The organism is Nocardia sp. NPDC056611, assembly GCF_042792755.1.
Classification (GTDB): Bacteria; Actinomycetota; Actinomycetes; order Mycobacteriales; family Mycobacteriaceae; genus Nocardia.
In genome coordinates, this window is record NZ_JBHTVV010000001.1 from 847,872 (window position 1) to 864,579 (window position 16,708).

Below are 16,708 nucleotides of genomic sequence, written 5' to 3' on the forward strand. Positions count from 1 at the left end.
GTCAGTCGCCATCTTTCTGTGCCGAAATCGCGACCTCGTTGGCCTTTCGCTCGGTACCCTTCTTTGCTTTCCGCGACTGGACGATCTCCCCGTCGGCGGCCAGTTTCTCCAATCTGACCAGGGTTTCCTTGATATCGTCCAGTTCCCTGCGCACGTAGTCGCGCGTGGCGACCTCACCCACGGCGAGTCGCAGGGCGGCCAGCTCCCTTGCCAGGAACTCGGTGTCGGCCTTCGTCTGGGCCGCTCGGGTCCGATCCTCCTCGAGCGAGACGCGGTCGCGGTTGTCCTGCCGGTTCTGCGCCAGCAGGATCAGCGGCGCGGCGTAGGCGGCCTGGGTGGAGAACGCGAGGTTCAACAGGATGAACGGGTACGGGTCCCACTGCAGCCGCAGCGCGAACACGTTGAGCAGGATCCACACCACCACGATGACGGTCTGGATCACCAGATAGCGGCCGGTGCCCAGGAATCGGGCGATCCGCTCGCTGGTGACCGCGAGTGCCTCGGCGTCCCAGTCCAAGCCGCGGAAGCGATTCTCGAGGGGCGTCTCCAGGCGTTGGCGCGCACTGGATTTGTCGAGCCGTTCGCTCATGAGCGGCCTCCCGTCCCTTCGATCACAGGCATCCCGTGCACGTCGTGATTGTCCTCGTCCTGCTCACGCCAGTCCTCGGGGAGCAGGTGGTCGAGCACGTCGTCGACGCTGACGGCGCCCAAGAGATGATTCTCCGCGTCCACCACCGGTCCGCACACCAGGTTGTAGGTGGCGAAATATCGGGTGACCGCGGTGAGCGGGGCATCGGGGCGCAGCTGCACCAGATCGGTGTCCACGATGCCGCCGACCAGGTTGGCCGGCGGTTCCCGCAGTAGTTGCTGGAAGTGCACGCAGCCCAGGTACCGGCCGGTCGGGGTGGCGGTGGGCGGGCGCACCACGAAGGCCATGGACGCCAGCGCCGGGGTGAGCTCGGGATCTCGGATCCGGGCCAGCGCCTCGGCGACGGTGGTGGAGGCGGTCAGCACCACCGCGTCCGGGGTCATCAGACCGCCCGCGGTGTAGGGCGCGTGCTCGAGCAGGCGGCGGACCGGTTCGGAATCCTCCGGATCCATCAGCGCCAGCAGCGATTCCGCCTCGCCCGCGGGCAGTTCGCCCAGCAGGTCGGCCGCGTCGTCGGGGTCCATGGCCTCGAGCAGGTCGGCGGCGCGTTCCACGCCGAGCTGCTCGAGCAGTTCCACCTGGTCGTTCTCGGGCAGCTCCTGGACCACGTCGGCGAGGCGTTCGTCGTCGAAGGCCGCGGACACCTCGATGCGGCGCTTGAGCGGCAGTTCCCGCAGCATGTGCGCGACGTCGGCGGCCCGCATGCCCTCGAACTGTCCCAGCAGCTGGGTGACGTCCTGACCGGGCATGTTCAGTTCGGTCTGGGTGAGCCCGCGCACCTGCGCCCAGTCGACCACGTGCACCGCGCCGCGGCGGCCGAAACCCACACCGAGGCGGCGGCGTTCGCGGACCGCGACCCGCGACACCACCCAGTCGCGGGTGCGGCCCTTGTCGATGCCGAGGTCGACCACCACCACGTCCACGCCCGCCAGATGTTCGAGTTCGGGGTCGGCGACGCGCACGGTGGAGTCGAGAATCTGTGCGATGGCCAGCAGTTCGCCCGGCCGCTGCTCGAAGCGGCGCACACTGATGGTTCCGGTGGTGAGGGTGATCGCGCCGGGTTCGATGGCCTGCACCCGCAGCATGGGCACGAAAATCCGCTTCCGGGTGGGCAGTTCGACGAGAACGCCCAGTACCCGGGGCTGCTGCCGGTCGTATCGGATGGAGATCACGATGTCGCGGACGCGGCCGATAGACTCGCCGTCCGGTCCCAGTACCACCAAGCCCGCCAACCGGGCGGCGAAAACCTTCGTCGCTGCCATGTTTGATAAGGCTAGTGGGTCCAGCGCGTCCGAAACGCCGCGCCACGAGAAGGAGTGACCCATGACATCGCGCCGATCGGTGCTGGCCGTACCCGGCAGTAACCCGCGCATGATCGAGAAGGCCAAGGGGCTGGGCGCCGACGAGGTGTTCCTGGATCTCGAGGACGCGGTCGCACCGGCGGCGAAGGCGGCCGCGCGGGCGAATATCGTGGCGGCCCTCAATTCCGGCGGCTGGGGTTCCCAGATCCGCGTGGTCCGGGTCAACGACTGGACCACCGCGTACACCTACGCCGATGTCATCACGGTGGTGGAGGGCGCGGGCTCCGAGCTCGACGCCATCCTGTTGCCCAAGGTCACCGACGCCGGCCAGGTGCGGGCGCTGGACCTGTTGCTGACCCAGCTGGAGAAGGCCAACGGCCTGCCGGTCGGGCGGATCGGCATCGAACCGCAGATCGAGAACGCCCTGGGCCTGCGCAATATCGACGCCATCGCCACCGCGAGCCCGCGGGTCCAGACCCTGGTGTTCGGCCCGGCCGACTTCATGGCCTCGATCAATATGCGCACCCTCGTGGTGGGTGAGCAGCCCGAGGGCTACGAGCCCGGCGACGCCTATCACCACATCTATATGACGATCCTGCTCGCGGCCCGCGCCCACGGCCTGCAGGCCATCGACGGCCCCTACCTGGCGGTTCGCGATATCGACGGCTTCCGCCGCAACGCCGCCCGCACGGCGGCACTGGGATTCGACGGCAAGTGGGTGCTGCACCCGGACCAGATCACCGCGTGCAACGAGATCTTCAGCCCGCGCCAGGCCGATTACGACCGGGCCGAGGAGATCCTCGCCGCGTACGCCTTCCACACCTCCGCCGAGGGCGGCGCGCGTGGCGCGGTGATGCTCGGGGACGAGATGATCGACGAGGCCAGCGCCAAGATGGCTCAGGTGATCGCTGACAAAGGTCGGGCCGCCGGCATGGCGCGAACTGCGCGAGCTCTGTGAATCCGGCCCGGCGATCGGGCAGGTGTCGGCCGGAAATAGCATGATGGAGTCATGACGAATCCCATGGGGAATGCGAGCCGGGGCCGGCAGCCCGCCCTGCCGACGCCGCCATCGGGCTGGCCGATCGGCTCCTACCCAACCTACGCGGAGGCGCAGCGGTCGGTCGACTATCTGGCCGACAACCAGTTCCCGGTGGAGGGCGTGACCATCGTCGGTGTCGACCTCATGCAGGTCGAGCGCGTGCTGTACCGGCTGACCTGGGGCAAAGTCATTGGCGGCGGCATGGTTTCGGGCGCCTGGCTGGGCCTGTTCCTAGGCTTGCTGCTGAGCATGTTCACCACCGGCGGCACCCTGGGCCCGCTGGTGGTCGGCCTGGTCGGCGGCATCATCTTCGGTCTCATCTCCGCGTCCATCCCGTACGCGGCGACCCGGGGCCAGCGCGACTTCGCCTCCACCATGCAGTTGGTGGCGGGCCGTTACGACGTGCTGTGCGATCCGAAGACCGCCGAGCAGGCGCGCGACATGCTCGCCAGACTGGCCATCTGAATCGATGGAGGTATTGGACAAGGTCCGGGCCGCGGTGCTCGGTCACTTCGGGGTGGAGTCCGCGGACGCGGCGTCGGTGACGTTCCTGGGTCTGGAGCCCATCGACATCCTGCGCATCCCGGACGGCGAGTTCGTGCACTACTCGACGTTGGGCGGCTCCCGGCATCCGATGACCGATCCGGCGGCGGCGCTGGCCGATCCGGTCCGGGGCCCGCGCGCGGAGCTGGTGCTGACCCTGCGCGGCGGCGCGGGGGCGGGTTCGGGGCTGACCCGGACCCTCGGCGTGCTGGTGGCCGCGCCCGCGGTCGAAGGCGTTGTGCTGCAGGCGGACGCGCTGCTGGACCTGGGCGAGCCGATCTGGGCCAACGCGCCGTTCACGGCAGTCCTGCTGGGCGACAGCGAGATCCCGGAGGTGGTGCTGCCCGATCCCGCGGACCCGGTGCGCTTCCTGACGGTCGCGCCGATCACGGCGACCGAGGCGGCGTGGGTGCGCATCCGCGGCGCGGCGGCGCTGCGCGACGCGTGGGCCGAGGCGGGCATCGACGTCCGCGACCCGGCCCGTCCGGCGGCGACCCTCTAGCGCGCCGCGGGGTTGCTCAAAGCCATTTGTTCCGACGGAAATTCACGTAGAGCATCGTGCACAGCAGCACCATGACACCGATCACGATGGGATAGCCGTAGTGCCATCGGAGCTCCGGTAGGAAATCGAAATTCATGCCGTAGATCCCCGCGATGGCGGTCGGCACCGCGGCCATGGCCGCCCACGCCGAGATCTTGCGCATGTCCGTGTTCTGCTGGACGCTCACCTTGGCCAGCGCGGCATTGATGAGGGCGCTGAGGGATTCGTTGAAGTCGAGGATCTGCTCGGTGACCGCGGTGTGGTGGTCGGTGACGTCGCGCAGGTAGCGCCGAATCTCCTTGGGCAGGGGCAGGGTGGTGTCGTGGGTGAGCACCTGCAGGGGTAGCTGTAGGGGCTTCACGGCTCGGCGTAGTTCCACCACTTCGCGTTTGAGCTGGTAGATCGCCTCGATCTGGAGTTTGTTGGCGGGGGTGAAGACCTCTTCCTCCATGGCGTCGACGTCTTCCTCGATATCGGCGGTGACGGTGACATAGGTGTCGACGACGTGGTCGGCTACCGCGTGCAGCACCGCGCCCGGGCCGAGCGCGAGTTGCGCGGGGTCGGCTTCCAGGTCTTTCCGCAGTCCGGCCAGCCCGCCGTGCTCGCCGTGGCGCACGGTGATGACGAAGTCGGGTCCGGTGAAGACCATGATCTCGCCGGTATCGACGATCTCGGCGACGGTTTTGAGCTCGTGCTCGAGGTACTGCACGGTGCGCATGACCAGGAACAGGATGTCGTCGTAGCGTTCGAGTTTCGGACGCTGGTGGGCGTGCACCGCGTCCTCGGCAGCCAGCGAGTGCAGGCCGAAGGTCTCGGCGACGTCGGTCATCAGCTCCTTGCCGGGCTCGAGCAGACCCAGCCAGACGAAGCCCGCCTTGCGTTCGCGCACTTCGGCGAGGGCGTTCTTGTAGGTGCACCGGTCCCACAGCCGCTGTCCGTCCACGTAGACGGCGCAGTCGACGATCGCGCCGTGCGGTGCGGCCGGTGTGGCGGGCACCGGTTCGCCGGGCCGCCCGGGCCAGTGGAACGAGGGCAGCGGCGGTAAGGAGGACACATCAACGATGCTAATCGTCCCGGGTCGGGGTGATCGTGTGCGCCGCAGGCAAGATAGGTGGGGTGCGCATCGATCTCCACACCCATTCCAACGCGTCCGACGGCACGGACACCCCGGCCGAACTGATCGCGAAGGCTGCCGCCGCCGGTCTCGACGTGGTGGCCCTCACCGACCATGACACCACCTCCGGCTGGGCCGAGGCCGTCGGCGCCCTGCCGCCGGGTTTGACGCTGGTCCGGGGCATGGAGATGTCGTGTGTGGGGCTCGGCGAGGACGGTTACCCGGTGCCGGTGCACCTGCTGGCCTACCTGTTCGATCCGACCGACGAGTCCTTCGCGCAGGAGCGGGAGCGGCTGCGCGCCGAGCGGGTGGTGCGGTTGCGCGCCATGGCCGAGCAGATGGCCGCGGACGGCCTGCCCATCGATCCGGAGGAAGTGATGGCCTCGGTGGGCCCGTCGGCGGGCCGGCCGCATCTGGCCCGGGCGCTGGTGGCCGCGGGCGTGGTGCAGACGGTGGACGCCGCGTTCCAGGATCTGCTGGCCCCGCACGGCCGGTACTACGTCGAGAAGGCCGACACGCCGCTGCGGCGCGCGGTCGAGATGGTGGCGTCGGCGGGCGGGGTGTCGGTGGTGGCGCATCCGCGCGCCCGCAAGCGGGGGCGGCTGCTGGCGCTGGACCACATTCGCGAGCTGACCGAGTTCGGGTTGGGCGGTCTGGAGATCGACCACATCGATCACAGCGAGGCCGACCGTGCGGTGCTGCGCGGGCTGGCCGCGGAGCTGGGGCTGCTGACCACCGGATCCTCCGACTACCACGGCGCCAACAAGACCATTCGGCTCGGTGAATTCACCACCGACCCAACACAATTCGAGGAAATTGTGGGCAAAGCCAGTGGGGTTCCGGTGATCACCGCGTGAAGGTGTTCCGGGGTCTGAGCGGGATCGTCGCCGGGGGTACGGTGGTGCTGGCGGTCACGGTCGCCGGGGCCGCGAGCATCGGTGCTCGCCGCGGTTTTCCGGGCCCCGGAGCGGAGTCGGTGACATGGCATGTGGCCGCCGCGCTCGCGGTTGTCGCCGCCCAGATTTATGCGGATAGACGTCAAGGTTTTGCCGCTTTTTTCGGATGCTTGGTAGTTTTCGGGATAGCGGGATATCTGCTGTGGGCGCAGTGGTGGAATTGAAATACGCATAACGGTTGCGGCGAGTTGAACTGTCGTCGAACATTTGTCGTTATGACCGAATTCGACGCCGATGTGCTGGTGCTGGGAGGTGGCCCGGCCGGATGCTGGGCCGCCCTTGCCGCGGCCGCCGCGGGCGCGCGGGTATTGGTCGTCGACAAGGCCCGCTGTGGATCCAGCGGGCCGACGGCACGGGGCGGGGTCACCCTGTGGAACATCCCGTCGGGCGCGGCCCGCGAGGAGGCGGTGCGGCAGAACTTCGCGCACGGCGGCGGGCTGGGCGAACCGGACTGGATGTACCGGGTGCTGGAGGAGACGCATCGGCGGGTCGGCCAGCTGGTGCACGGCGGCTTCCGTTTTCAGGGCGAACACGCGGAGCGACCGGCGCGGGTCTACCTCGACGGCGCGAAGTATCTGGGCAGGCTGCGGCGCAGCATGGTGATCGCGGGGGTCCGCATCCTCGACCACCATCCGGCCTTGCAGCTGATCACCGACAAGGACGGCGTGGTGTCCGGCGCGGCGGGCGTGGCGCTGCACGGCGAGTCGCCCACCTGGATCGTCCGCGCCCGCGCGGTGGTGCTGGCGACCGGCGGCTGCGCGTTCCTCTCCGGCGGCGCCGGCACCGATGTGGATACCGGGGACGGCCTGCTCATGGGTGCGGAGGCCGGGGCCGAACTGTCGGGCATGGAGTTCTCCAACGCGTATTCGCTGGCTCCGGTGGCTGATTCCCGGCCGCTCGGGGGTCGCCCGGTGTCGGCGGTGTTCGCCTCGGACCAGGTCATGCATTTCGCGACCCTGTACGACGAATCGCGGTCGGTGCTGTGGGGTCAGGGATGCGGTTCCCGGGCACAGGCTTTCGCGGCCATCGCTGATGGCCGGCGGGTGTATGCCGCGCTGGACGAGCTGCCCGAGGGGGTTCGCGCGGAGCTGCTGCGGCTGGGCCCGAGCCCGACCGGTCAGGTGCCGATGGGCGCGGTGCTGGAGGGCACGGTGCGCGGTACGGGTGGATTGCGCCTGGTGGGACCGGATTGCGCCACCACCGTGCCGGGCCTCTACGGCGCGGGGGATGTCACCACCCGGGAGCCGATCACCGGCGCGGTCAGCGGTTTCGGTGGCCAGAACGGCGCGTGGTCCATCTCGTCGGGGGTGTGGGCGGGTGCCGGTGCGGCCGGTTTCGCGGCGTCCCGGCGCAAGCTGGGCAAGGCGCGGCCGGTGCCGGGTGTGGGCCTGGGGGACAAGTCCCGCCTGGATCCGCGCGCGGTGGTGGGACTGGTCCAGGAGCACACTCTGCCCCTGCGGCGCAGCTACTGGCGTAGTGACGGCAGTCTGCGCGACAGTATCGGCGAACTGGACGGCCTGTGGCCGGGGGCGGAGTTGGCGCTGGGCGGAAAAGGTCCCGATCGGTTGTGGGCCCGGCAGGCCGCGGCGCTGCTCGCGGTGGCGCGCTGGACGAAATATTCGGCGCTGGCCCGGACCGAGACCCGGGGAATGCATCGGCGTACCGACCACCCCGGCGCGGGAAGTGACTGGCGGGTACGGTTGCTCTCCGGCGGTCTCGAATCCGTGTGGGTCCGACCGCAACCCGTGGTAGCCGAGGCGGCGCCGGCGTGAACCGGGCGGTAGGTTACTGATCAGTCGAACAGTCCCGTTGACAACCTCACAACCGTCCCCGCGACCGGGTTGTGACAGTTCTCCGAGTTCGGGTTCCCACCAGCGAGTTTCCGTTCACCTGCGCGTGACGCGGCTGACTTACTCTTCAACGATGGTGAGGCGACGCGACGGACCCGGGGTCGATTTGGCACCCCGTCGCAGCGACTGGCAGAATGGGCCGATCCCGGCCGCAGCCACCGCCCGGCCCGGGACACTCGGTGATCACGAACTCCGACTCGCGGGTTCACCCGGGATCACCCCGACTGTCTCGTCCGGACACACCCCTCCGGTTCTCGCTCGACGATCTGTGCCGCCGTCGACCATTCCGTCACGGCGAAAAGATATATATGAGCACCGAAACCATAAAAACAGCTATTACCGAACGGTAACCGTCAAACGGTTGAGTCCGAACCGATCAGGAGTGAAAGCGTGTCACCCGTGACTGAAGCAGTGAATGCCACCGAGGCCCCCGCGTCCAATGGCGCGAACCTGTCCGACATCACCACGGAAGAAATTTTCGCCGGGCATCTTGGCGGCAAGCTTTCGGTCGAACTCACCGCACCGCTGGAGACCCAGCGGGATCTGTCCATCGCCTACACCCCGGGCGTCGCGAAGGTCTGCCTCGGCATCGCCGAGGACGAGTCCCTCGCCAAGACCTACACCTGGGCCGAGCGCCTGGTCGTGGTCGTCTCCGACGGCACCGCCGTGCTGGGTCTGGGCGACATCGGCCCGCGCGCCTCGCTGCCGGTGATGGAGGGCAAGGCGGCGCTGTTCAAGAAGTTCGCCGGGCTGGACTCGATCCCGCTCGTGCTGGACACCAAGGACCCCGACGAGATCGTCGAGACCCTGATCCGCCTGCGCCCCAGCTTCGGCGCGGTCAACCTGGAGGACATCTCCGCCCCGCGCTGCTTCGAGATCGAGAAGCGCGTCGTCGAGGCGCTGGACTGCCCGGTCATGCACGACGACCAGCACGGCACCGCCATCGTGGTGCTGGCCGGCCTCAAGGGCGCGGCCGCGGTGCAGGGCCGTGACATGTCCGGCATGAAGGTCGTGGTCTCGGGTGCGGGCGCCGCGGGCGTCGCGTGCACCGACATCCTGCTGGCCGCCGGCGTCTCCGACATCGTCGTGCTCGACTCCAAGGGCATCGTGAGCAAGGATCGCGGCGACCTGAACGAGTACAAGACCGCGCTGGCCGAGCGCACCAACCCGCGCAATGTGACCGGCGGTCCGGCCGAGGCGCTCGCGGGTGCGGACGTGTTCCTGGGTCTGTCGGCGGGCACCATCGCCGAGGAGCTCATCGCGTCCATGGCGCCGGAGTCCATCGTGTTCGCCATGTCGAACCCGAACCCGGAGATCCACCCCGACGTCGCCGCCAAGTACGCGTCCATCGTGGCCACCGGCCGCAGCGACTTCCCGAACCAGCTCAACAATGTGCTGGCCTTCCCGGGTGTCTTCAAGGGCGCGCTGGATGCCGGCGCCCGCCGCATCACCGAGGGCATGAAGGTGGCCGCGGCCGAGGCGATCTTCAATGTGGTCGCCGGTGAGCTGTCCGTGGACAAGATCATCCCGAGCCCGCTGGACCCGCGCGTGGCCCCGGCGGTCGCCGAGGCCGTGGGCAATGCCGCCCGCGCCGAGGGCGTCGCGTAGTCGCACGCTGAACCGAGCCGGAAGGGGCGCTTCGTCATCGACGAAGCGCCCCTTCCGCGTTCGCGGGCGCGGGATTCGGTCGTCCCCCACACGGGGGAGGAGGGGTCCGGACGGTACCGTGCGGCCATGGATGTGACCAGGTCACTGGCCCGGCAGTCGCTGCTGGTGGCCGCGGTGGCGGCCGTGCTGGACGGCGCGCAGATGGTGATGTGCGGCGGGTTCGGCCTGGCCCCGGTGACGGCCACCGTGCTGACCGTGGCCACGGTGGCCGCGGATCTGGCACTGGCGGCTCCGGCGGCGACGGCGGCCGCGGTGGCGGTGGCGCAGGTGGTGGTGAAGGTGTCGGTGGCGGTGTTCGCGCACCATTACGGGCTCACCGCCAGGGTTTTCGATGTCGGGTTCCTGGTGGCCGGGTATCAGGCCGGCGCGTGGCTGAGCGGGGTGGTGTCGGTGCTGACCGTCACGCTGCTGGCGGGCGGCGCGTTGACGGTGAACATGATGGCGGCGCTGGCGGGCACGAACAATCCTGTGCGGCTGGTGATCTCGGCGCTCGGGGCGGGGGTGGTGCCGTGGCTGGTGGGCCGGTACACGGCGGCGCGCGGGGCCTATATCGCGGAATTGGAGCAGCGGGAGCGGCTGCGACGGCAGGAGCAGCGGGCGGCGCTGGATCGGGCGCTGGCCGATGAGCGGGAGGCGATCGCGCGGGATCTGCACGATGTCATCTCGCATCATGTGAGCGCGATCGGAATTCACGCGGGCGTGGCGCGAATGGCTTTGTCGCGCAGTGATTCCGAGTCGGCGGCCCGGTCGGTCCGTGCGGTGGAGTCCAGTAGCCGGGCGGCGATGGTGGATCTGCGGCGGCAGCTGGATCTGCTGCACGGCCGCGAGGACGACGGTGAGCGGCAGCCCGGGCTCGCCGATATCGACGATCTGGTGCACCGGGTGCGGGATGCCGGATTGATTGTGCGCGTGACCGTCTCGGGGGAGCCGCCGGTGCTGCCGGAGTCGCTCGACGTCATGCTCTATCGGGTCGTGCAGGAGATGCTGACCAATGCGCTGCGTCATGGCGGTGAGCGGGCCGAGCTCGAAATCGTCTACCGGCCGGGCTCGGTGGAGATTCGCGAGACCAATCCGATCACGGCCAGAGCGCCGGGTGCGGATGTGCATCGCGGTCTGGACGGCATCCGCCGTCGTGCCGAGCTGTTCGACGGGACCGTGGTCCACGGTGCCGATTCCTCCGGAACCCGTTGGGATATCCGGGTTTCCGTCCCGATCGGAGTCGCATGAGCATCACCGTCCTGATCGCCGACGATCACGCGGTCTTCCGTTCCGGCTTGCGCGCGGTGGTGGACGCTCACCCCGATCTGGAGTGCGTGGCCGAGGTGGGTGACGGCCGCGCGGCCATCGAGGCGGCCGCCCGCACGCATCCCGATGTGGCGATTCTCGATGTCCGCATGCCCAAGCTGGACGGTTTGGCCGCGACCGAGGCGATCGTCGCCGCGGGCGGCACCCGGGTGCTGCTGCTCACCACCTACGACAGTGAGGCCAATCTGCACCGGGCCTTGTCGGCGGGCGCGAGCGGCTTTCTCTTGAAAAGTCTTCCCCCGGAAGAGCTCGTGGCCGCGATCCGGGTCGCGGTGCGTGGGGACGCGGTCATCGATCCGTCCATGACGCGCAGGCTCGCAACACGTTTCGCGCTCGGTATCGCGCCGCCGGTGGAGCCGCCCGAGCTGGCGCAGTTGACCGCCCGGGAACGGGAGGTGCTGTTGTTGCTGGCCGATGCGCGCAGTAACGGCGAGATCGCGGCCGCGCTGGGTGTCGGCGAGGAGACGATCAAGACGCACGTGTCCCGGGTACTCGCCAAACTCGGTGTGCGCGGCCGCATTCAGGCGGTGGTGTTCGCGCACCAGCACGGACTCGGCCGGTAGCCGGCCGAGTCCGTGGCGGCGATCAGAATCCGAAGGATCCGGTGCTGGGCTTGGTGCCCGGGCCCGGGTCGACCGGCACGTCGGCCACGGTGACCACCTTGGTGGTGGACGAGGCGGCGACGCCGGTACGGCCGGAGAAGTTCGCGCCGATGGTGTACGAGCCCGCCGCGCCCGGGGTCCACACGATGGTGGCCTTGCCGTTCGCGTTGACCGGGATATCGCCGAGGACCTGGTCGCCCGCCTTGAACTGGACGGTGCCGCCCGCGGCGGCCGGGGACACGGTGGCCTCCAGGGTGACCGGGGTGTTGATCTTGGCGCCGCTGACGTCGGTGAGCACGGTGGTCGACACTGCGTCGCTGGACACGGTGATGGCCGGGCCCTTGTCGGTGTAGTTGCCCGAGCCGAGGGAGCCGCTGTAGCTCATGGAGGTCGACAGCGGGGTGTCGCGGGCGCAGTTGACGCCCACGGTGTACTGCACCTCGAAGGTCTGCGACTTCGGCGAGATGTTCGGGTACACCGGGTATTTGACGATGCTGAACGAGGCGCTGACGGCGTCCGGCGTGGTATCGATGGAGACCTGGTCGCCGCCCATCTTCGCCGAGCCCGCGACGGGGGTCAGGCAGGTCGGGTGCGCGTCCTTGATCGAGTAGATGTACTCCACCGGGATGCCGGTCCGCTCGAACTTCGTCGACACGGTCACGACCTCACCGGCGATCGGGTTGGTGTTGGACACCGTCCGGGTGAACTTGCTGTTCCCGTCGTTCCAGGTCACCGTCCCGGACGCGGCCGAGGCCATGCCGGGCATCGCCGCGACCGCGAGCCCGGCCGCCACCGCAAACGCGGCAACCGATCCGGCCGCCCGCTGCATACTTCTGTCCACCATCGTTTCTCCCACGCACCGGGCGCCCTCGATATCGTCATCGAGGCAGGATTCACCCGAGTTGGCGGAATTAGATCACGCCGTTTACTTCCACGGACCCAATTCCGAAATGAACCCATGTCAGATAGGTCCTTGATCATCCGCTTTTCTGGTCGACTGACCATCTGTGGCGTGAGGCAGATCGTGGCCGCGTGGGTTGGCGGCGCGTCTCGGTTGATCCGGGGTGGTGTAGAGGGTGACGGCGTGGTCTGTGCAGCGCTCGATGAAAGCGGTGTCGAGGGGGTGGTCGCCGACGAGAAGGCGGAAATACAGAGGGGCGGAGAGGGTTTCGATGACGTCCCCGGGGCTGGTGTCGGGGGGGAGGTCGCCGCGCCGGATGGCCCGTTGGATGATCGAGGAGCTCTGTTCGAAGCGGGTGGTCCAGAAGTGGCGGCGAGCGGCCGCGACTTCCGGGTCCGGGGAGAGGGCGACCGTGGTGCCGAGGAGTCGGGCTATGCCGGGGCGGGAGATCAGGTCGGCGATCTGCTGGGCCAGTTGGCGGAGGTCTTCCCGGAGGGCGCCGGTGTCGGGGATGGGGTTGGCTTCGGCGGCCAGTTCGGTGACGGCGTCGGCGATGAGGGCGGTGCGGGTGCCCCAGCGGCGGTAGATGGTTGTCTCGGCGACGCCGGCACGGGCGGCCACCTCGGTGATGGTCAGGCCCTCGGTGCCGTGGTCGGCTATCTGGTCGAGGGTGGCGGCGAGGATGGCCTGGCGGACTCGGGCGGATCGGCCTCCGGTCCTGCGGCGGGGGCTTGATTCCGGGTTCTCGCGGTCTCCGGGCTGATCCATGCCCTGTTCATAACAGTTTCGGAGATTGAAAGCTAACAATCCTGGCTTTAGCATTCCCATTGAACCGGGCTTAATGCTAGGTTCACTTGCGTTAAGGATTGGGGACGAGAGGACACGATATGGCCGAGCCCATCGAGATTCGTGCGGACCTGGGGGGACGGCGGATCACCCGAGATCAGGTGCGGGCGTGGGAATCGCGGCGTGCCGGTGCCGTTCTGAGAAAGCTCGCCTCCCGGCTCGGGGAGCGTGCTGTCGCCGAACTGCTGCCGGATCGCACGATCGCGGAGTTGCTCGCCGCGCCCCTCGCTGTGCAGCGAGTCACGCTGACGGACTTGAAGATTCGACTCGGGCATGCCGGGATCTACGCACTGCTCGAGCGGGATCTGGTCCGGTCGGAGCGGATGGCCCGCGTGGGGTTGGCGATGAGCCGGGGGCGGACGAAGCACTCCGCGATTCGCCTGGAGGTCCCGGGCTACTCCGCGGAACGGTTCGCCACGTGGTTCGAGAATCTGGTCGCCGACAACCGTGAGGCCGAGATGGTCGACGCCTGCCCGGATCACTATCTGCTCCGCGGGCTGCCCGACGGACGGCAGGAAGTCGTCGAGACCACCGGCGGATCGCCGATGCCGACCCGGTTCCTGGTCGACTACACCACGACCGATGCCCTGACCGTTCCGGTCGACCCGCGATATCCGATTCAGATCGCGGGGCAAGCGGTTCTGGATGACGGCCTGGTCATCGGCGGCGTCCGCCATCAGTTCCGCGATCAGGACGGCGCTGTGAACGCGCTTCTCACCGTGCAGTTTCCGGCGAGCCTGCCCGGGAGGTTCATCCGGCAGCATCGGTGGCATCTGGCCGCGGAGTTCAGCAACTGGCTGATCGCGGCCGCACCCGTGGCCGCGACGGTCTAGAGTCCCGAAACGCGTGTGGGGCCCGGTCGTTTCGACCGGGCCCCACACGCGATGACCGGCTACTTGTGCTGCTTGCCGCAAGCCTTGTGGTAGTCGATGACGGCCTGGCGCGCCGCCTTCAGATCCTGCGCCTGCTGCGGGTTGGCCTCGCGCCAGGCCTTCAGCTCCGCTCGCCGCTGATCCTTGGGCAGCGCCTTGACCTTGGCGATCTCGGCGGCGACATCGGGATGCGCGGCCAGGTAGGCGGCGACCTTGGGGGCGGAGTCGGCGCGCGCGGCGGCCGCGGCGGCGGGGCCGCAGACGGGGGTGTCGGCGGAGGCGGTGCCGGGGATCGCGAGGGCGATGGCGGCGGCTCCGGCGGCTCCGGCGAGGGCCACGGCGAGGGTGCGTTTCATGCTCACTCCAGGGTGTGTGGTGGGTTCGCCGTCGAATCTGCCCGCCGAACCTGAAGCGTCCCTGAAGCCGGCGGGCTTCTTCAGGTGATCTTCAGGCGGGGAGGGTGAGGCGGAAGACCGCGCCCTGCGCGCCGCGGGGTTCGGGGGCGATGCAGGCCAGGTCGCCGCCGTGGGCGCGGGCGAGACCGCGGGCGATGGCCAGGCCGAGACCGGACCCGTCGGGGCGGGTGTCGCGGGCGGAATCGAGGCGGACGAGGCGGTCGAAGATGCGTTCGCGGGCTTCGGCGGGGATGCCGGGCCCGGTGTCGGAGATCGTCACTTCGACTGTGCTGGAGGAGGATCGGTCCAGCGCGGCGCGCACATCGATGGAGACCGAGCCGTGGTCCCGCATGGCTTGGCAGGCGTTGGTCAGCAGATTGGTGAGGATCTGCGTGACGCGCTCGGGATCGGCGGACACGGTGACGGGATCGCCGATGAGGTGGAATTCGGTGTCCGGATGCAGCATTCGCATGCTGTCGAGCTGGGCGGCGGCGAGCGCGCGCAGATCGACGGGTGCGCGCCGGAGCTGGAGCCCGGCGTCGATGCGCGCCAGGTCGAGCAGATCATCGACCAACCGCCCCGCGCGATGCGTCTCGCGGACCAAGAGGAGCAGCATCCGCTGTCGATCCTCGGGATCGGTGTCGGTGGGCTGTTGCAGGACCGCTTCGGCGAGGGAGCGCACTCCCGTGATGGGTGTGCGCAATTCGTGGGCGGCGTCCCCGACGAACGCGCGAATCTGCTGTTCGGAGGCGCGGGCCCGGGCCTCGGCGGCCGCGGTGTCGCGCAACGCCCCTTCCAGCGCGTCCAGCATTTCGTCGAACGCGGCCGCGGTGCGCCCCAATTCGGTGTCGGTGCGGGACGGTTCGAGCCGTCGTCCGAGGTGGCCGTGCGCGATATCGCGGGCCAGCCGCGTCATGGCGTCGAGCGGTTCGAGCGCGTGGCGTATCCCGAACCACAGCGCGAGCGAGATGATCGCGATGGCGGACGTGGTCGCCGCGGTCAGCAGCAGTCCCAGCCGTGATTGCACCCGGGCCAGCAGCGGGGTGTCGATCTGCAAGGTGAGTCGGCTGCCGTCGATCTCACCGGACCCACTCAAGCGAATGAGGCGTGTCTTGGTGGTGCTGTCCTCGGCGATCCGGTGGTCGAGGCTGCCGAAGGTGCGGCCGTCGGTGAGCACGAGCCGCACCCGCACGGATCGGGTGTCGACGTGGGCGACGAGATCTTCCGGTGTCACCCCGTTCTGCGCGAGCTCGCGGGCCAGCTGCGCCCGGTCGGTGAGCACCGTGTTCTCGCTGCGGTTGACGACCAGCCCGAACAACGCGTGCACGGTGAGCGCGACCAGCACCAGTACGATGCCGGAAACCAGTGCGGCGGTGAGGGTTACCCGCCCACGCAGCGAGACCGTCCTCACTTCGGCGCCCGCAGGGTGTACCCGAGCCCGCGCACCGTGTGCACGACCCGCTCCCCGTGTTCCTCGAGCTTGCGCCGTAGCGCGCTGACGTGCACTTCGACCAGATTCGGGTCGTAGTCGTCGTATCCCCACACGGCCGTGAGGATCTGGGTCTTGGTCACCACCCGGTCCCGCTGCGCCGCCAGGTATGCCAGCAGTTTGAACTCGGTGGCGGTGAGCGTGAGTTCCTGTCCGCCCCGGCGCGCGGTGCCGGTGTCCACGGTCACCTCGAGGTCGCCGATCACGGTGCGGCGCTGGAGTTTCCCCATTCGCCGCAGCAGCGCGTCCACGCGGGCCACGAGTTCGGTGAGGTCGAACGGTTTCACCAGGTAGTCGTCGGATCCGGCGCGTAGTCCCCGGACCCGGTCCTCGACGCCGTCGCGGGCGGTGAGCATGACCACGCCCGCCGCGGAGCGCGCCCGCACCGATTCCAAGAGTGCGAACCCGTCCCGCCCGGGCAGGCCGACGTCGAGCACCACCACGTCGGGCCGGTAGCGGGTGAGGTCTTGTTCCAGCAGCGCGCCGTCGCCTCGCGCGAGCACGTCGTGCCCGGCGGCGGTGAGCCCGGCTCCCACGGCGGCGCGAATGGCCTCGGCGTCTTCGATGACAAGAATGCGTCCCGGTTGCACCCGGCAATTCTCCGGTCACTGCCTGTGAATCCGCTGCGAACCGGGAC

The 16,708-nt window shown here is 69.1% G+C and carries 18 protein-coding genes; 10 read left to right on the forward strand and 8 right to left on the reverse strand.

All coding sequences use genetic code 11. From position 1 onward, the window contains the following. Position 1: 1 nt before the first annotated feature. Complete coding sequence (locus ACFRAQ_RS03890; RefSeq protein WP_379093780.1) at positions 2 to 589, reverse strand: DUF1003 domain-containing protein; 588 nt, start codon at positions 587 to 589, stop codon at positions 2 to 4. Continuing rightward, positions 586 to 1,911 carry a magnesium transporter MgtE N-terminal domain-containing protein gene (locus ACFRAQ_RS03895; protein ID WP_379093783.1) on the reverse strand — a complete coding sequence of 442 codons (1,326 nt, stop codon included), beginning with the start codon at positions 1,909 to 1,911 and terminating at the stop codon, positions 586 to 588. The genes ACFRAQ_RS03890 and ACFRAQ_RS03895 overlap by 4 nt, the downstream gene beginning before the upstream one ends. Positions 1,912 to 1,972: 61 nt before the next feature. Here ACFRAQ_RS03895 and ACFRAQ_RS03900 point away from each other — a divergent pair, with 61 nt between their 5' ends. Genes ACFRAQ_RS03900 through ACFRAQ_RS03910 form a run of 3 tightly spaced genes read left to right on the forward strand, consistent with a single transcriptional unit; the run spans position 1,973 to position 4,034 of the window. Further along, a complete protein-coding gene (locus ACFRAQ_RS03900) occupies positions 1,973 to 2,908 on the forward strand; it encodes an HpcH/HpaI aldolase/citrate lyase family protein (protein WP_379093786.1) in 936 nt (311 codons plus the stop codon). A gap of 51 nt (positions 2,909 to 2,959) precedes the next feature. Continuing rightward, positions 2,960 to 3,454, forward strand: coding sequence for a general stress protein (locus tag ACFRAQ_RS03905; protein ID WP_357091391.1), 495 nt, complete (start codon positions 2,960 to 2,962; stop codon positions 3,452 to 3,454). 4 nt (positions 3,455 to 3,458) lie between these two features. Continuing rightward, positions 3,459 to 4,034, forward strand: a complete 576-nt coding sequence (locus ACFRAQ_RS03910; RefSeq protein WP_379093789.1) for a suppressor of fused domain protein — start codon at positions 3,459 to 3,461, stop codon at positions 4,032 to 4,034. A gap of 16 nt (positions 4,035 to 4,050) precedes the next feature. On the opposite strand, the gene corA is transcribed toward ACFRAQ_RS03910, so the two are convergent. Further along, a complete protein-coding gene (gene corA / locus ACFRAQ_RS03915) occupies positions 4,051 to 5,127 on the reverse strand; it encodes a magnesium/cobalt transporter CorA (protein WP_379093792.1) in 1,077 nt (358 codons plus the stop codon). A 62-nt stretch (positions 5,128 to 5,189) separates the two neighbouring features. Here corA and ACFRAQ_RS03920 point away from each other — a divergent pair, with 62 nt between their 5' ends. From ACFRAQ_RS03920 to ACFRAQ_RS03945, 6 genes are all read left to right on the forward strand, one after another. Beyond that, on the forward strand, positions 5,190 to 6,044 hold the full coding sequence (locus tag ACFRAQ_RS03920) for a PHP domain-containing protein (protein ID WP_379093795.1): 855 nt from the start codon (positions 5,190 to 5,192) through the stop codon (positions 6,042 to 6,044). Then, on the forward strand, positions 6,041 to 6,307 hold the full coding sequence (locus ACFRAQ_RS03925; protein ID WP_357091388.1) for a hypothetical protein: 267 nt from the start codon (positions 6,041 to 6,043) through the stop codon (positions 6,305 to 6,307). Before ACFRAQ_RS03920 ends, ACFRAQ_RS03925 begins: the two co-directional genes overlap by 4 nt. 51 nt (positions 6,308 to 6,358) lie before the next feature. Then, positions 6,359 to 7,915, forward strand: coding sequence for an FAD-binding protein (locus ACFRAQ_RS03930; RefSeq protein ID WP_379093798.1), 1,557 nt, complete (start codon positions 6,359 to 6,361; stop codon positions 7,913 to 7,915). Positions 7,916 to 8,392: 477 nt separating this feature from the next. Next, positions 8,393 to 9,601 (forward strand): NADP-dependent malic enzyme, encoded by a 1,209-nt coding sequence (locus ACFRAQ_RS03935; RefSeq protein ID WP_379093801.1) that lies wholly within the window; start codon positions 8,393 to 8,395, stop codon positions 9,599 to 9,601. Between the two features lie 126 nt (positions 9,602 to 9,727). Beyond that, positions 9,728 to 10,888 (forward strand): sensor histidine kinase, encoded by a 1,161-nt coding sequence (locus ACFRAQ_RS03940; protein ID WP_379093804.1) that lies wholly within the window; start codon positions 9,728 to 9,730, stop codon positions 10,886 to 10,888. Continuing rightward, positions 10,885 to 11,529 (forward strand): response regulator, encoded by a 645-nt coding sequence (locus tag ACFRAQ_RS03945; protein WP_379093807.1) that lies wholly within the window; start codon positions 10,885 to 10,887, stop codon positions 11,527 to 11,529. Before ACFRAQ_RS03940 ends, ACFRAQ_RS03945 begins: the two co-directional genes overlap by 4 nt. A gap of 22 nt (positions 11,530 to 11,551) precedes the next feature. On the opposite strand, the gene ACFRAQ_RS03950 is transcribed toward ACFRAQ_RS03945, so the two are convergent. Together ACFRAQ_RS03950 and ACFRAQ_RS03955 are read right to left on the reverse strand one after the other, a co-directional pair. Further along, entirely contained in the window at positions 11,552 to 12,412 is an 861-nt protein-coding gene (locus ACFRAQ_RS03950) for an Ig-like domain-containing protein (protein WP_379093810.1), read from the reverse strand. Positions 12,413 to 12,529: 117 nt separating this feature from the next. Next, positions 12,530 to 13,237: a TetR/AcrR family transcriptional regulator gene (locus tag ACFRAQ_RS03955; protein ID WP_379093813.1), complete on the reverse strand. Its 708-nt coding sequence runs from the start codon at positions 13,235 to 13,237 to the stop codon at positions 12,530 to 12,532. 119 nt (positions 13,238 to 13,356) lie between these two features. On the opposite strand from ACFRAQ_RS03955, the gene ACFRAQ_RS03960 reads away from it, so the two are divergent. After that, positions 13,357 to 14,148 carry a hypothetical protein gene (locus ACFRAQ_RS03960; protein WP_379093816.1) on the forward strand — a complete coding sequence of 264 codons (792 nt, stop codon included), beginning with the start codon at positions 13,357 to 13,359 and terminating at the stop codon, positions 14,146 to 14,148. A 59-nt stretch (positions 14,149 to 14,207) separates the two neighbouring features. Here ACFRAQ_RS03960 and ACFRAQ_RS03965 read toward each other — a convergent pair whose 3' ends face one another. The 3 genes from ACFRAQ_RS03965 to ACFRAQ_RS03975 all read right to left on the reverse strand — a co-directional run bounded on the left by ACFRAQ_RS03965 (position 14,208) and on the right by ACFRAQ_RS03975 (position 16,661). Further along, a complete protein-coding gene (locus ACFRAQ_RS03965; RefSeq protein WP_379093819.1) occupies positions 14,208 to 14,543 on the reverse strand; it encodes a hemophore-related protein in 336 nt (111 codons plus the stop codon). A gap of 91 nt (positions 14,544 to 14,634) precedes the next feature. After that, positions 14,635 to 15,993 carry a sensor histidine kinase gene (locus tag ACFRAQ_RS03970; protein ID WP_379093822.1) on the reverse strand — a complete coding sequence of 453 codons (1,359 nt, stop codon included), beginning with the start codon at positions 15,991 to 15,993 and terminating at the stop codon, positions 14,635 to 14,637. Beyond that, the gene (locus ACFRAQ_RS03975; protein WP_357087294.1) at positions 15,990 to 16,661 is read right to left on the reverse strand and encodes a response regulator transcription factor; all 672 of its coding nucleotides are present in this window, start codon (positions 16,659 to 16,661) and stop codon (positions 15,990 to 15,992) included. The genes ACFRAQ_RS03970 and ACFRAQ_RS03975 overlap by 4 nt, the downstream gene beginning before the upstream one ends. Between the last annotated feature and the right edge of the window lie 47 nt (positions 16,662 to 16,708).

Bases quoted from the DNA above. Each gene is read 5' to 3' on its own strand.
- ACFRAQ_RS03890 (WP_379093780.1), bottom strand. From the start codon at position 589: ATGAGCGAACGGCTCGACAAATCCAGTGCGCGCCAACGCCTGGAGACG.
- ACFRAQ_RS03895 (WP_379093783.1), bottom strand. From the start codon at position 1,911: ATGGCAGCGACGAAGGTTTTCGCCGCCCGGTTGGCGGGCTTGGTGGTA.
- ACFRAQ_RS03900 (WP_379093786.1), top strand. From the start codon at position 1,973: ATGACATCGCGCCGATCGGTGCTGGCCGTACCCGGCAGTAACCCGCGC.
- ACFRAQ_RS03905 (WP_357091391.1), top strand. From the start codon at position 2,960: ATGACGAATCCCATGGGGAATGCGAGCCGGGGCCGGCAGCCCGCCCTG.
- ACFRAQ_RS03910 (WP_379093789.1), top strand. From the start codon at position 3,459: ATGGAGGTATTGGACAAGGTCCGGGCCGCGGTGCTCGGTCACTTCGGG.
- ACFRAQ_RS03930 (WP_379093798.1), top strand. From the start codon at position 6,359: ATGACCGAATTCGACGCCGATGTGCTGGTGCTGGGAGGTGGCCCGGCC.
- ACFRAQ_RS03940 (WP_379093804.1), top strand. From the start codon at position 9,728: ATGGATGTGACCAGGTCACTGGCCCGGCAGTCGCTGCTGGTGGCCGCG.
- ACFRAQ_RS03945 (WP_379093807.1), top strand. From the start codon at position 10,885: ATGAGCATCACCGTCCTGATCGCCGACGATCACGCGGTCTTCCGTTCC.
- ACFRAQ_RS03950 (WP_379093810.1), bottom strand. From the start codon at position 12,412: ATGGTGGACAGAAGTATGCAGCGGGCGGCCGGATCGGTTGCCGCGTTT.
- ACFRAQ_RS03955 (WP_379093813.1), bottom strand. From the start codon at position 13,237: ATGGATCAGCCCGGAGACCGCGAGAACCCGGAATCAAGCCCCCGCCGC.
- ACFRAQ_RS03960 (WP_379093816.1), top strand. From the start codon at position 13,357: ATGGCCGAGCCCATCGAGATTCGTGCGGACCTGGGGGGACGGCGGATC.
- ACFRAQ_RS03965 (WP_379093819.1), bottom strand. From the start codon at position 14,543: ATGAAACGCACCCTCGCCGTGGCCCTCGCCGGAGCCGCCGGAGCCGCC.